12 protein-coding genes and 3 tRNA genes are annotated in these 13,247 nt (G+C 56.7%); 7 read left to right on the forward strand and 8 right to left on the reverse strand.

Annotated features, from left to right (window positions below; genetic code table 11):
- Positions 1–14: 14 nt before the first annotated feature.
- Positions 15–1,382, forward strand: a complete 1,368-nt coding sequence (locus tag HKD40_RS06790) for a GGDEF domain-containing protein (RefSeq protein ID WP_169194981.1) — start codon at positions 15–17, stop codon at positions 1,380–1,382.
- A 416-nt stretch (positions 1,383–1,798) separates the two neighbouring features.
- Here HKD40_RS06790 and HKD40_RS06795 read toward each other — a convergent pair.
- A tRNA-Gly gene (locus HKD40_RS06795) sits at positions 1,799–1,872 on the reverse strand.
- Positions 1,873–2,065: 193 nt separating this feature from the next.
- On the opposite strand from HKD40_RS06795, the gene HKD40_RS06800 reads away from it, so the two are divergent.
- The 5 genes from HKD40_RS06800 to HKD40_RS06820 all read left to right on the forward strand — a co-directional run bounded on the left by HKD40_RS06800 (position 2,066) and on the right by HKD40_RS06820 (position 4,862).
- A tRNA-Tyr gene (locus HKD40_RS06800) sits at positions 2,066–2,150 on the forward strand.
- A 109-nt stretch (positions 2,151–2,259) separates the two neighbouring features.
- Positions 2,260–2,344: transfer RNA gene (locus HKD40_RS06805), tRNA-Tyr, on the forward strand.
- A gap of 116 nt (positions 2,345–2,460) precedes the next feature.
- The gene (gene rlmB / locus HKD40_RS06810; protein ID WP_169194982.1) at positions 2,461–3,213 is read left to right on the forward strand and encodes a 23S rRNA (guanosine(2251)-2'-O)-methyltransferase RlmB; all 753 of its coding nucleotides are present in this window, start codon (positions 2,461–2,463) and stop codon (positions 3,211–3,213) included.
- Complete coding sequence (locus tag HKD40_RS06815; protein WP_169194983.1) at positions 3,213–3,602, forward strand: hypothetical protein; 390 nt, start codon at positions 3,213–3,215, stop codon at positions 3,600–3,602. The genes rlmB and HKD40_RS06815 overlap by 1 nt, the downstream gene beginning before the upstream one ends.
- A gap of 24 nt (positions 3,603–3,626) precedes the next feature.
- Positions 3,627–4,862 (forward strand): FAD-binding protein, encoded by a 1,236-nt coding sequence (locus HKD40_RS06820; protein WP_169194984.1) that lies wholly within the window; start codon positions 3,627–3,629, stop codon positions 4,860–4,862.
- Between the two features lie 66 nt (positions 4,863–4,928).
- On the opposite strand, the gene HKD40_RS06825 is transcribed toward HKD40_RS06820, so the two are convergent.
- The 7 genes from HKD40_RS06825 to xylF all read right to left on the reverse strand — a co-directional run bounded on the left by HKD40_RS06825 (position 4,929) and on the right by xylF (position 11,750).
- Complete coding sequence (locus tag HKD40_RS06825; RefSeq protein WP_169194985.1) at positions 4,929–5,645, reverse strand: polysaccharide deacetylase family protein; 717 nt, start codon at positions 5,643–5,645, stop codon at positions 4,929–4,931.
- Positions 5,646–5,893: 248 nt separating this feature from the next.
- Positions 5,894–6,358, reverse strand: coding sequence for a YaiI/YqxD family protein (locus HKD40_RS06830; protein ID WP_169194986.1), 465 nt, complete (start codon positions 6,356–6,358; stop codon positions 5,894–5,896).
- A gap of 120 nt (positions 6,359–6,478) precedes the next feature.
- Positions 6,479–7,606 carry an S-(hydroxymethyl)glutathione dehydrogenase/class III alcohol dehydrogenase gene (locus tag HKD40_RS06835; protein ID WP_169194987.1) on the reverse strand — a complete coding sequence of 376 codons (1,128 nt, stop codon included), beginning with the start codon at positions 7,604–7,606 and terminating at the stop codon, positions 6,479–6,481.
- Between the two features lie 169 nt (positions 7,607–7,775).
- Complete coding sequence (locus HKD40_RS06840; protein WP_169194988.1) at positions 7,776–8,441, reverse strand: DUF1345 domain-containing protein; 666 nt, start codon at positions 8,439–8,441, stop codon at positions 7,776–7,778.
- Positions 8,442–8,505: 64 nt separating this feature from the next.
- Positions 8,506–9,288, reverse strand: coding sequence for an ATP-binding cassette domain-containing protein (locus HKD40_RS06845; protein ID WP_169194989.1), 783 nt, complete (start codon positions 9,286–9,288; stop codon positions 8,506–8,508).
- An 11-nt stretch (positions 9,289–9,299) separates the two neighbouring features.
- Positions 9,300–10,619 carry a sugar ABC transporter permease gene (locus tag HKD40_RS06850; protein ID WP_169194990.1) on the reverse strand — a complete coding sequence of 440 codons (1,320 nt, stop codon included), beginning with the start codon at positions 10,617–10,619 and terminating at the stop codon, positions 9,300–9,302.
- A 99-nt stretch (positions 10,620–10,718) separates the two neighbouring features.
- On the reverse strand, positions 10,719–11,750 hold the full coding sequence (xylF, locus tag HKD40_RS06855; RefSeq protein WP_169194991.1) for a D-xylose ABC transporter substrate-binding protein: 1,032 nt from the start codon (positions 11,748–11,750) through the stop codon (positions 10,719–10,721).
- Between the two features lie 220 nt (positions 11,751–11,970).
- Between xylF and HKD40_RS06860 the strand changes: the two genes are divergently transcribed.
- Complete coding sequence (locus HKD40_RS06860) at positions 11,971–13,212, forward strand: ROK family protein (protein WP_169194992.1); 1,242 nt, start codon at positions 11,971–11,973, stop codon at positions 13,210–13,212.
- Positions 13,213–13,247: the final 35 nt, after the last annotated feature.

Consider the following 13,247-nt stretch of genomic DNA (forward strand, 5'->3'; position numbering starts at 1 on the left):
CGAGGAATTGAATTTTGAGCACCACGACGCGTCGCACCCGATTTTTCTGGGAAGTCACGACCACCGAAGATCAAGATGCTGCACGCGCCGCGCTCACGACAATTATCAAGGCAAACACAGATCGCCTTGTTTCTATCTTCTACGACATCTTCCTAGAGGACGAGACCGCGTCAGCGTTCCTCTCGCACGGCGTTGTTCAGCAAAGGCTTAGCCCATCGCTGCGCGCGTGGATGCTCGATTTGATGTCTGCACAGCCGACAGGCGATTTGACTGCCTTCAATGCGCGCCAGATCAAGATCGGCGAAATCCATGCCCGCCTGAAAATTCCAGTACAACTGGTCCTCGCTGGCGGCAGCGTGCTGAAAACGGAAATCGGCTTCAAGTTGATCGAGGCAGGTTACCCCGAACGCACAGCCACCAACGCCATCATGATGGTCGATGATCTTATCGATTATGCGATGCGCCTTATGAGTGCGGCCTATTTCAAAGACACCAAGCGCCACGTGCGCAACGACGAGGCCTTCCGCCTGTTTTCACTTGGTCAGGACATCAATTTGGAGCGCGAAACGCAACGCGCCGCATTGATGGAATGGAGCCAGACAGTCCTCTTTGGCCTGTTCGGCAATCGTGGCAGCGAGGCAGCAGGCACCCTGAGTTCCTCCACATTCGGCCTCTGGATTCGTCACCGTGCCGGCGTGCTGTTCCACGGCTCACCCATCCTGCCGACAATTGAAGAATTGATGCTGGCCGTCGATAAAATCGCCCTGCCCCGCCTCAACACTGCCGATCCCAACACCGTGGCAGATCTTCAGCGTCGCGTGGACGAGATCAAATACCTCATCAATGACCTTTTCCAGTCCGCCTCTTCGGTTGAAAACGGCCGCGATCCGCTAACGCGCACGCTCAACCGACGCTTCTTGCCCTCGGTCCTGAGCCGAGAACTGTCGATGGCGCAGCAAGACCAAACGCCGCTCTCAGTGCTCATGGTCGATATCGATCATTTTAAGACGATCAACGACCAATACAGCCACTCTATCGGCGACTTGGTCCTCAGCCACACCGCCGAGACCCTATTGAGCTCCGTTCGCTCGAGCGATTTTGTGTTCCGCTACGGTGGCGAAGAATTCTTGATCGTGCTGGTGGAAACTGGCGCCGAGGAAGCCGCACTGATCGCCGAGCGCATTCGCAACGACATTCAGTCCCATGCGGTCAATGTGCCGGGTCATGGCCCCCTGCTCACCAGTGTCTCGATTGGCGTCGCGACCCACGGGGGGCATCCGGATTACGAATATCTTATCAACAGTGCCGACCGCGCGCTCTACACTGCCAAAAACTCCGGCCGTAACCGCATAAGTCTTGCGCCATCCGCGCCAAATCATTGATCAGCCTAAAAAGCTGATCAATCCTATTGGGCACAAAGACCTCTAGAAAGGCGTGTACGCACCAGATAACCGCATCTGTCCGTGTGCGGCTCTCCATTTTTTGGATTTCCGAACCCACTCATTTGCATGGCCTTGGCCATTACGGTTTTCTCGTTAGTCGCGCCTTTCAAATGGCCACTCATTTTCAGGACTGCGCAGCGCCGCACTGATCGTCGCTGACAATGATATTTGCAGAGTCATCCACGACGGTTGCAACACCAGCTAAGGCGGCAAATTCTCCATCTATTGGAACGACGCACCGAGCCTGGGCATAGAGCACCTAGCTCCGGCTCGCCCCAAAAAGCCCAGGCTGCGCCCATCCAGCGGCCAACAAGTGCCAGCCAAAAGCCAATAAAACGCCAATTTTTGGGGAGGATTGGAGCGGGTAACGGGAATCGAACCCGTGTATTCAGCTTGGAAGGCTGCTGCTCTACCATTGAGCTATACCCGCCCGAAGGCATGTGGCATTCGATTAGCGCGAAGGGCCCAATCAGCGCAAGAGCTCTCAAACACAATGCCCAGAATTTCCTGCAATTAGAATTTCTTCCACAGCCTCTATTCCTAGCCTGTTGACACCAAAACCACTTTTGACGATAAGCCACACAACGAAGCGCGAAAGCGGTTCGCTTCCATCTCAGAAATGTGGAGGGATGGGAGAGTGGTTAAATCCATCAGACTGTAAATCTGACGCCTCAGGCTACACTGGTTCGAATCCAGTTCCCTCCACCACCCCCTCTCAGAGAACGCAAGTTCTCTTGTTAGGGCCTAAGTTCCAAAGACTTAGCTGATTAGGAAAAAGTTCGGAGCGAGATCCTCGCACGATGCCTACCCGTTATGTGGAGGGGTGGGAGAGTGGTTAAATCCATCAGACTGTAAATCTGACGCCTCAGGCTACACTGGTTCGAATCCAGTCCCCTCCACCATCGGGACGCGCGAAAGCGCACTGTTTCTCATCCATCTTCGCAAATGTGTTAGCGGAAACCATCCCGCCCACCAGTCTGCGCTTGCTCCTTGGCCTGCGAAGCGATACCGCTCAGCCATGAGCCGCAATAAATTTCCGCCTAAGCCAAAATACGATCCAGATACCGGCCCGGTATACCTTTATGGCCTGCACACTGTGCGCGCTGCATTGGAGAATCCCGGCCGCATTAAAAAGGCTTTGCTTGCAACGCCTAACGCCCTCAACCGACTCAAAGAGACGGGTGAGATCGGTAATGTGAAGGTCACTGAAACCACCCCAAAGGACCTCGACCGCCTTCTCGGTGGCGAAGCCGTCCACCAGGGCGTGGCGCTTGAAGTTGACCCCGTCAGCCGCTTCGGCCTCAATGATATCAAGAACCTACGCCTCGTCGTTGTGCTCGATCAGCTGACCGACCCACACAATGTCGGCGCGATTCTGCGTACAGCCTGTGCTTTTGGTGCAGACGCCGTCATCACCACGGCTCGCCACTCGCCACGCGAAACTGGCGTCATGGCGAAAGCTGCCTCAGGCGCACTCGACCTGGTGCCGATGATCGAAGTCCGCAATCTGGCCGACACGCTCGAAGCCCTCAAAGAACGCGGCCTAACCGTGCTTGGCTTTGATTCTGATGCAGAAACACAGCTGAAGCCGCGCACCGACGACACCCCGCTTGCGGTTGTCATGGGCGCCGAAGGCAAAGGCCTGCGCCAGCGCACACGCGAACTCTGCGATGAAATGGTCCGCCTCGACATGCCGGGCCCAATCAAGTCGCTGAACGTGTCCAACGCCGCAGCTATTGCTCTGTTCGCTGCTACTGCCGGTCGCGCTTAATGAGCACTTTTGAGCCATTCGCAGCAGCCCTACGCCTGTCTGGCGTAGCGGTTTCGCAAAAAGATCTCGACGCTGCGCTGAAGCAGTCGTCCACACGCTTTGAGCCTGAAGACGCTGACACTAGCCACTACGCGCAGATCGACTTGGATGTAACCAATCCGGTTCGCGCGATTCTCGATCTGGCAGAGACCTCCGGAGCGGCTATTGCCGCCATGCTGGATGATCGTCGTATCGGCAAGGCCGTGCTTGATATCGCTTTCGACTATCCGCCAGAAGGCGAAGCCATGTCGGCCCGCCTGCCTGCGCATGCAGCGGCAGCGATCGCAAGCCACGGAATTGACATCGAAATTTCTGTCTACCTCACAGACGTGCAAGACGACGAAGAGTAAATTCTAAATGGCAGGGGGAGAGCCATGAAGAACTGGGCAGGAAACATCACTTTCAACGCGGCCAAGATTGAACGGCCAACACGCGTGGAAGAGATCCAAGACATCGTGCGACGCGCAGACAAACTGCGCGTCGTCGGCTCTGGTCACTCGTTCAATACGATTGCCGACACAGATGGCACACTGATCACGCTGGCAGATATGCCCCGCGCCATCCGAGTTGACCCAACCACCAAAACCATCACGACCGGCGGCGGCATCACCTACGCGCAAATCCTGCCAGCGCTGGCAGAAAGCGGCCTTGGCCTCGCCACGGGGGCATCCCTGCCCCACATCACCATTGCGGGCGCTACAGCCACTTCTACGCACGGCTCTGGCGACGCCAATCAAAACCTATCCGCAGCCGTCAGCGCCCTGACCTTTGTTCGCGCAGACGGCGAGATCGTAAAGCTCCAGCGAGGTGATGCGGATTTTGATGGCGCAGTTGTCAATCTTGGCGCACTCGGCGTGGTCGTCGATATCACCCTCGACACAGTTCCCGCCTACGACATTGCTCAGACCGTGTTCACCGGCCTACCCGTAAGCACCGCACTGGCCGAGTTCGATGCGATCACCAGCTCCGCCTATAGCGTAAGCATGTTCACGCGCTGGAACAGCACCAATGTCGACCAGCTCTGGCAGAAGGCACTGAGCGCCACCTACACACCTGCGCAGCACGCTTTCGGCGCTTCGTTGGCCGCGCACGCTCTTCATCCTATTGCCGAATTTGACGGAACAACCTGCACCCAACAAGGCGGCATCGCCGGATCATGGGGCGAGCGGATCTTCCACTTCCCCGCCTCCGCCACCCCATCTGCAGGCAATGAGCTGCAGTCGGAGTTTTACGTCGACCGGAAAAACGCGGTCGCCGCCTTTGCCGCGCTTTACGCCATCCAACAGCAATTCAACCACACACTTTACGTGTCCGAAATCCGCACCATGGCGGCAGACACGCTCTGGATGAGCGGCGCCTACGGCCGCGACACTGTCGGTTTCCACTTCACATGGAAGCCGGACGCCGCAGCCGTCTCAACCGCCGTCGACATCATAGAAGCAACTCTCGCGCCGTTCGAGCCACGCCCGCACTGGGCGAAAGTGTTCAACATGGCCCCGACCGTGGTGCAATCGCGCTACCCGAAGCTTGCCGAGTTTAAGCAGCTCGCCAATCGCTTCGATCCAGACGGAAAGTTCCGTAATTCCTACCTGACTAAGCTCCTCTTCTAAGACAGCAAAAAGCCCGGCAAGATCATCTCTTGCCGGGCAATTTATTTGCGCCTGAGGCGATAGCGGCTAAAACTGATTGGCGTTCGTTTCGCGGTCGGCGGTGACCACCGGACGCCCAAATACGCCAGGCTTGCTCGGCTCAAGATGGACCACGGAATACCCACGTGCCGCCAGTTCCGACAGGAACTCGGGCAGCATATCCACCGTGCGCTGGTGAATATCATGGAACAGGATCACACCACTCCCCCGCGCATCGAGGCGATCGAGCGTCCGCTGAGCCACGACCGCTGGCGTATCCTTGTAGTAGTCCTTGGAGTCGATATCGACGTCCAGAACGACCATATCGCCACCCATGAGAGCTGTGCGCAGGAAACCGTCTTGCGCCAGATAAGGGAAGCGGAAGAATGGGGCTAGACCATTGCCCGCGCCACGCAGCGCATCAGACACCGCCTGCTCACCCCGCGTAATTTCCGCGTAGGCAGCCTGGCGGCTCAACGTCGTCAAATCGACATGCTCAAAGGTGTGGCTACCGACACTATGGCCGCGCGTTGCCACCATCCGCGCAATCTCCGGATGCGCCTGCGCTGAAGCGCCAAGCATCAAGAACGTCGCTTTCACGCCGAACTGGTCTAGCGTGTCAAGAATGGCCGGTGTCTTGCCGGGGCGTGGACCATCATCAAAAGTGATGATCACTTCGCCGGGGTTAAGTATGATGTCGGTGGTCGCCGCAACGGTCAGCACACGCCCCGCGATATTGCTGGCGGCAAAAATACGCGGCGGCATCGCCTGCTCCAAACGAATATCAGCTGGAAGATATGCACTCACACTGGCCGTGGTTTCCACAGTAGGGATTGGCTGTGAGATCAGGTCCGTCTGCTTGGGCGGCTTGGCGCAGCCAGCAAGAGCACTTGCCACAATTCCGGTAACACAAAGCGCACCCAACAACCGCACCACAACACCCGACGCAAAGCTTTCAACTAAGCCCTACACTTGGCGATTATGGTTAATATTGTTCTACTCAGCGCGCAGAATTACTGTATCGACCGCGACTTCGCTTTACGCGCTAAAGTATCGAGAGCGCTCAAAAAAGCAGAGCGATCGGCCGCCCGGAAGCTTGCGTTAAAGCTCTGCATCTCCCCGGTTTCGCGCAAATGGGCCCGCAAATCGCGCATCGCCAATGCCATGCCAATAGACGCTGGAGTGAACTCTTTGCCGGTGAAGCCCAGCACATGACAACCCTTGTCGATTGCGCGACTGGCCAGAGGAATATCGGCGGTCAAAACGATGTCATTCGAGGTGGCATTTTCGACAATCCAATCATCTGCCGCATCAGCGCCAGCGGGGACGATAACCACCTGCACCATCGGATCACGCGACGGACGCACTCCGCCGTTCGAAACATAGACCACGACCAATTCAAGGCGCTCAGCGACACGCTTCGCCTCTTCCTTGACTGGACACGCATCAGCATCAACGAAGATTTTTGGATTAGCCAAACTACATCACCCGAAACACATTCATTACGAATTTGCAGCGCAACGCACTGGATTCACTCATCTTTAAAACAGGAAGGCCGGGAGGTTTAGCTCCCGGCCTTCCAATTGCATCAAGCCGCCTTAGTAAACGACCACAGAGCGAATGCTTTCGCCCTTATGCATCAGCTCAAAGCCCTTGTTGATGTCTTCGAGACGCAGCGTGTGGGTAATCATCGGATCGATTTCGATCTTGCCGTCGAGGTACCAATCAACAATCTTCGGCACATCCGTACGGCCCTTTGCACCACCGAAGGCAGTGCCCATCCAAGTGCGGCCTGTGACCAGCTGGAATGGACGGGTGGAAATTTCCTGACCTGCGCCAGCCACACCGATAACGACCGACTTACCCCAACCTCGATGGCTGCACTCGAGCGCCTGACGCATTACCTTGGTGTTACCCGTGCAGTCAAAAGTGTAGTCAGCGCCACCAATGAGATCGCCACGGCGCTTGGTCAAATTGGTGATGTAGGGAACAACATCTTCGCCAATCTCAAGCGGATTGACGAAGTGGGTCATGCCGAAGCGCTCACCCCATTCCTTCTTGGAATTGTTGATATCGACGCCAATGATCATATCCGCACCAGCAAGGCGTAGACCCTGGATCACATTGAGGCCGATACCGCCGAGACCGAACACAACAGCCGTCGCGCCGATCTCAACCTTAGCGGTATTGATCACCGCACCAATGCCAGTGGTCACACCGCAACCGACGTAGCAAACCTTATCGAAGGCCGCCGAGGAGTCGATCTTCGCCACCGCGATTTCTGGCATGACGGTGTAGTTCGAGAACGTCGAACACCCCATGTAGTGATAGATCGGCTTGCCTTCGAAGGAGAAGCGCGAGGTACCATCTGGCATCAAGCCCTGACCCTGGGTCGAACGGATCGAAGTGCAGAGATTGGTCTTACCCGAACGGCAAGCGTAACACTCACGGCATTCTGGCGTGTACAGCGGGATGACGTGGTCGCCCTTCTTGAGCGAAGTCACACCCGGACCAACGTCAACAACAACGCCTGCGCCTTCATGGCCAAGGATCGACGGGAAAATGCCTTCTGGGTCAGCGCCGCTCAGCGTGAAATCGTCAGTATGGCAAAGGCCAGTCGCCTTAATTTCGATGAGAACTTCGCCAGCCTTGGGGCCTTCGAGATCAACCTCGACAATTTCCAAGGGTTTGCCAGCGGCAAAGGCAACGGCTGCACGCGTCTTCATGTGAAGGGCCTCCAAAGATCGTTCGGCACATATAAGAACCGCATAGCTAGCAGCGACCGCCCCCAGCAACAAGTTCAAGCAGAACAAAAGCGCTCCCAGACCAACAGGCAAATACCACAAACGTCCGCAACCAAAACGTTACGCACAGTCAGCACAAGGCAGGTGCTGCTTAGATTTTTCCGAGGGCGATGACGATATTGACGGTGGCGGCAAACAGCGTGGTGTTGAAGAAATATGAAAAAACAGAATGACGCATCACCATCCGCCGCATCCCGTTGGACGTCACCTTTATGTCCGAGACCGCGAAGGCCGTAGCCAGCACATAAGAGAAATAGAGAAAGGTTGAAATGTCCGGCTCATCATCGCCGGGCACCTGCATATGCCGCTCACCTTCTCCATCATCATTCGGCCGATAATATTCATAGGCATAATGCAGCGCCGCCATAGTGTGGATGGTGAACCACCCCAAAACGACAGAACTCACGCTCGCCGCGACACCCCAAATGTCCGGCTCGTCGCCACCGTGCAGCGCCAGAAAAATCGACACGACTGACGCGACAACGACGATAAGCGTAACCAAGAAGATACCAGCAACAGGGGTATCCTCAGCGCTCGCGTGCGTCCGCAAATAGTGCCCGGTGAGATGCGGAATGCGCAACAAGGTCAGCAGCAGAAACACTGAGAACATGGCGATCGCCGCCAAGCTAAAGGCAAATGACGGCATCAGAAAAAGCGTAACAACAAGAACACCTATTCCGACCAAAAGGCTCACACTGAACGCCATATGGCGCGGCATGATCCGCTCAATAAAGGGTTTGGCCGCGCGCTGTGGCATTGGCAAATACAGTCCCACAAAATGAGAGGGCGCCGACCTGTGTCGACGCCCTTGTATAACGCGCTTAGCTCTTTAAGGCTCCCGGCCCCGGCGTCGCTCCGGGGGGTACCTTGCCCATGATGATCATGCCCAGGACTTCGTCCTTTGTCACATCTTCAGTCCGTGCTTCTCCGACCACCTGACCATTCTTCATGACCACCAGACGATCCGCCAAATCGAAGACATCGTGGATATCGTGACTGATAAGGAAAATCCCGATGCCGTCCGATTTGAGCTGTTTGATCAGCTCCCCCACCTGTGCCGTTTCTTGCGGCCCGAGTGCAGCGGTCGGCTCATCCATGATCAGAATGCGGGCGTTAAACAGAATAGCGCGAGCAATGGCCACCGATTGACGCTGACCACCGGACAGCGCCTTCACTGGCTCTTTAAAGCGACGGAAATTCGGATTGAGCCGCCCCATCACTTCACGCGCTTTGGATTCCATCGCCGCATCGTCAAGCGTACCGAGCGCAGTGGTAATCTCACGACCGAGGAAAAGATTGGCCGCAGCATCGACGTTATCTGCCACCGCTAGCTGCTGGTAGATGGTCTCGATGCCATAAGCTTTTGCATCGCGAGGATTGTTGATGCTGGCGCTTTGGCCTTTGATCTTAATCTCGCCGCTGTCGCGCTTATAGGCGCCGGACAAGATCTTGATCAGTGTCGACTTCCCCGCTCCGTTGTGACCAAGCAGCCCGACAACTTCGCCTTCATGGAGCGTCACCGAGGCCTGATCAACAGCGCGGATGCCGCCGAACGAGATAGAGATATCGGTCATTTCGACCAGTGGAGTTTTTGCATCCAACATGACCGCAACTCCTAAAGCTTGTTCCGGCGGTACAGCGTGTCGAGCCACACTGCGAACACCAAAACGATACCAACAACGATGGATTGCAGCGGGCTATCCATGCCCATAAGCACCATGCCGGACTGTAACGACTGCATTACCAATGCACCCAGCAAAGCACCGGCAATCGTGCCCACCCCACCTGCGAGGGACGTTCCGCCAATCACGGCAGCCGCAATGACATAGAGTTCATCGAGCGTACCAAGTGCATTGGTTGCGGCGTTCAGTCGGGCCGAGGAAATCGCCGCTGCAATGGCGCAGAGGCCACCCATCAGCATGAAAATCTTCACCGTCACCCAACGGGTATTGATCCCGGCGAGTTCCGCCGCTTCCGGATTGCCACCCATGGCATAGACGTAGCGACCAAAGCGCGTGCGAGTGGCAAGGAATGTCATCACCACGCCCACACCCAAAGCGATCAGCACTGGAATGGCGATGCCATGGGATATGAACAACCCGCCTTCTGGTACAGTAATCCCATTCGCCTGCGCATAATTGGCGGCGATGCGTGTCGGCCACGGATAGCCATTGGCCACCAAAACTGCACCAATAGTTAGGCCGCAACCGATGACTGCCAAGGCAACTTCAGCCCAAATTGGCCGCTGTGGGAACTGGAACCGATGGCGCTGACGGCGACCAAGATAAAGCCCACCGACAATAGCCGCACAGGCCGCAAGACCGATCACCCAGCTCCAAAACGCCCCGACAGACCCAGAAGGGCCGCCGCCGATGAGCTGGAAAGTGGAATCCATCGGAGCCACAGTGCGCCCCGCCGTGACCCACCATGCAGCGCCCCGCCAGACGAGGTAGCCACCCAAGGTGACAATAAAGGCCGGCACACGCAGATAAGCGATAATTGCGCCCTGAATGGCCCCAATGCCAACACCACAGGCGAGGCCGATAACCAGCGAAAGCGACCAAATCATCGGATGGCCCAAGCCAAGACCGAGGTTGATCGGCAGGAACTGGGTCTGCGTCACGCCCATAATCATGCCGACCACACCAAGTATGGAGCCGACGGACAGATCAATATTGCGCGTCACGATCACCAGCACCATGCCAGTGACCATCACTGCCACAGACGCAGTTTGGACTGAGAGATTCCAAAGATTGCGCGGGGTCAGAAACAGACCACCTGAGAAAATATGAAAGCCGATCCAAATGATCGCCAAAGCGCCGACCATGCCCAGCAGACGCGTATCGATCTCCGTAGCCAGCAAGAACCTCTGAAGCGGGTTCTGCACATTGCTACTCGGATGTGAAATATTCGATGTGGCTGGTAAAACGGCCATCAACTTCCCCCATTAAGATGCGCCCCGGCGGACCGGGGCGCAACAGAGCGGTGATTGGAGGCGAATGCACCGCGCCTCCAACTCCGAGATGTAAGTAGATCAGCAGGCAGAGACCGAACCGGCAGCTACACCCTGACAAACAACGTCCTTAGAGACCCAGCCAGCGTCGATCACAACGTTGAGGTTGTCCTTGGTGATGGCGACAGGCGCGATGAAGAACGCGTTCATTTCGACGCCCTTTGGACCGCCGGAGAACGGCACAACGCCAGTCACTTCGTTCAGCGCCTTCCCACCAGCCAACTCGAGCGCCACTTCAGCGGCTTTCTTGCCAAGCTCACGTGCGTCTTTCCAAACCGAAACGGTCTGAGTGCCGAGCGCAATGCGATTGAGCGCAGCATGATCGCCGTCCTGCCCGGACACTGGTACAGAACCAGCGAGCCCCTGGGCGGCAAGAGCTGCAATCGCGCCACCGGCAGTGCCGTCATTCGAAGCGACAACGGCGTCGACTTCATTGTTATTGGCGGTCAGGAACTGCTCCATGTTCGCCTGAGCGACTTCCGGGTTCCAGTTGTCGGTATAGGCCTCGCCGACATTCTTGATCTTGCCAGCATCGATACCAGCCTTCAGCACTTCCATCTGGCCTTCGAACAGGAAGTCCGCGTTGGGGTCAGCCGAGTTGCCCTTGATGAAGACAAAATTGCCTTCCGCGACGACGGCAGCAACACCTGAAGCCTGTAGGCGGCCCACTTCCTTGTTATCGAAGGTGAGGTAAAAAGCGTCTGGATTTTCGATCAGACGGTCATAACCAACGACTGGAATGCCTTCAGCTACTGCTGCTGCCACCGCCGGCCCAACAGCTTCGCTGTCCTGCGCCAGAACGATGATAGCGTCAGCGCCCTGGCTGATCAGGCTTTCGATATCGGTGAGCTGCTTGGAAGCCGACGACTGCGCGTCAGCAGAAATATACTTCGCACCAGCGGCATCCAAGATACCCTTGATAGCGGCTTCGTCGGTTTTCCAGCGTTCTTCCTGGAAGTTATTCCAAGACACGCCAACGGTAATCTCATCCTGCGCAATGGCCGATCCGGCAAGCACAGTCGATGCAAGCAGAACTGCTGCAAACTTGTTCATATCTGTCCTCCCAATGGGCAGTTTTCTGCCCGTCTGCAGGCTGGCGGCATAACCCCAACCAGGCGCCGCTCCCTGCGCCATGAGCAATATTTTTACTGCTCGAAAAAACCTGTCGCATGCGACAACGTGACGTGTCAATCTGGAATCGGAGGGCGACACCTTTCCCCGGTCAAACAACGAATCGGGGTATGTCAGAAAGAATAAACAGGGAGAACTGTGCGTGGCGCGGACCGTCAGCGATAGCGATAGCCTGCGTCGACAGAACCGCAGCCTGCTGCTTGGCGCACTGCGCGATCGCGGCCCTCAATCCCGCACGGTCCTAGCGACCACTACTGGCCTCAGCCACGCCAGCGTCACCGCCATCATGCAGGATCTGCTAGCGCAGAAGATTGTTACCGAATTGGTCAGCCCGAGCAGCAATGACAGCCGCTCGCGTGGTCGCCCTTCGACACTAGTCGGTTTTAAGCGCGATGCAGCCTATGGCGCGCTCTTTGAGATTGACGTCAATCGCTGCCGCCTGTCGCTCGTTGACTATAGTGGCGTACTCGTTGATCGGATCGAGACCGAACTTGGCCCCGCCAGTTTCAAGGACGCCCCGCCAGTACAGTTTATCGCAGAACGGTTGGCCGCACTCGAAAAACGCAATCCAAGCGCCTATGCCGCGCTACGCCGGATAGCCATATCGGTCCAAGGTATTCTGGTCCGCGATGGGACTGGACTTAAATGGTCACCGATAAAGCACTTCACTGGCAATGATATCACCACTGAACTCACTGGCTTAACCGGCCTGCCAGTGTCGCTACACAAGCGCGGTAGCCTGTTGGCCGAAGGCACACGTTGGGTTGATGAGCGTCTACAGGACGCAAGCATCGCAACGGTATTCATCGGCTCCACCGTTGCCATTGGGCTCAGCCTAGATCCCCATGCCACAGGACAAAGCAGTAACGGCGCCACCGAGTTCGGCCATATGAACCACAGCCCTGGCGGTGCCCTTTGCCGCTGTGGTGCCCGTGGGTGCATTGAGGCCTATGCCGCCGACTATGGCGTACTGCGCTCGGCTTTCTCGGTCCCCGACACTACGCCCCCGGCCCACTCTGTGCCTACGGCTCAATACGAGGCGCTGATTTCTCGGGCGCAACACGGTGATCGTGAAGCCATACACGCATTTGCCGTCGCCGGTCGCGCCATTGGCTACGGGCTCGCTCGCATGCTTTCCATGCACGACCCTAGCCACATCGTCATCGTCGGCCCGGGCGCACGCGCCTTGCCCTTGATGCAACATGAGATAGAAAACGCCCTACAAAGCGCCCTCGTCTGCCGCATAAATGGCATTCCTGAGCTGATCGTCCACATGGACGAAAAAGAACCCATCTTCCGCGGTCTGCAAATGAAAACGCTCCGCGACATCGATCACCTCGACTTCGCCCCACTCTCGACTTCCGATAGAATATTGGGCAAATAGTTGAGGCTTGCGAATAAAACGAACAAATCACTGCC

It is taken from the genome of Devosia sp. MC1541 (assembly GCF_012847305.1).
Classification (GTDB): Bacteria; Pseudomonadota; Alphaproteobacteria; order Rhizobiales; family Devosiaceae; genus Devosia.

Excerpts from the sequence above, each read along its gene's own strand:
- rlmB (WP_169194982.1), top strand. The coding sequence starts at position 2,461 with ATGAGCCGCAATAAATTTCCGCCTAAGCCAAAATACGATCCAGATACC.
- HKD40_RS06815 (WP_169194983.1), top strand. The coding sequence starts at position 3,213 with ATGAGCACTTTTGAGCCATTCGCAGCAGCCCTACGCCTGTCTGGCGTA.
- HKD40_RS06820 (WP_169194984.1), top strand. The coding sequence starts at position 3,627 with ATGAAGAACTGGGCAGGAAACATCACTTTCAACGCGGCCAAGATTGAA.
- HKD40_RS06825 (WP_169194985.1), bottom strand. The coding sequence starts at position 5,645 with ATGCCGCCGCGTATTTTTGCCGCCAGCAATATCGCGGGGCGTGTGCTG.
- HKD40_RS06835 (WP_169194987.1), bottom strand. The coding sequence starts at position 7,606 with ATGAAGACGCGTGCAGCCGTTGCCTTTGCCGCTGGCAAACCCTTGGAA.
- HKD40_RS06840 (WP_169194988.1), bottom strand. The coding sequence starts at position 8,441 with ATGCCACAGCGCGCGGCCAAACCCTTTATTGAGCGGATCATGCCGCGC.
- HKD40_RS06845 (WP_169194989.1), bottom strand. The coding sequence starts at position 9,288 with ATGTTGGATGCAAAAACTCCACTGGTCGAAATGACCGATATCTCTATC.
- HKD40_RS06850 (WP_169194990.1), bottom strand. The coding sequence starts at position 10,619 with ATGGCCGTTTTACCAGCCACATCGAATATTTCACATCCGAGTAGCAAT.
- xylF (WP_169194991.1), bottom strand. The coding sequence starts at position 11,750 with ATGAACAAGTTTGCAGCAGTTCTGCTTGCATCGACTGTGCTTGCCGGA.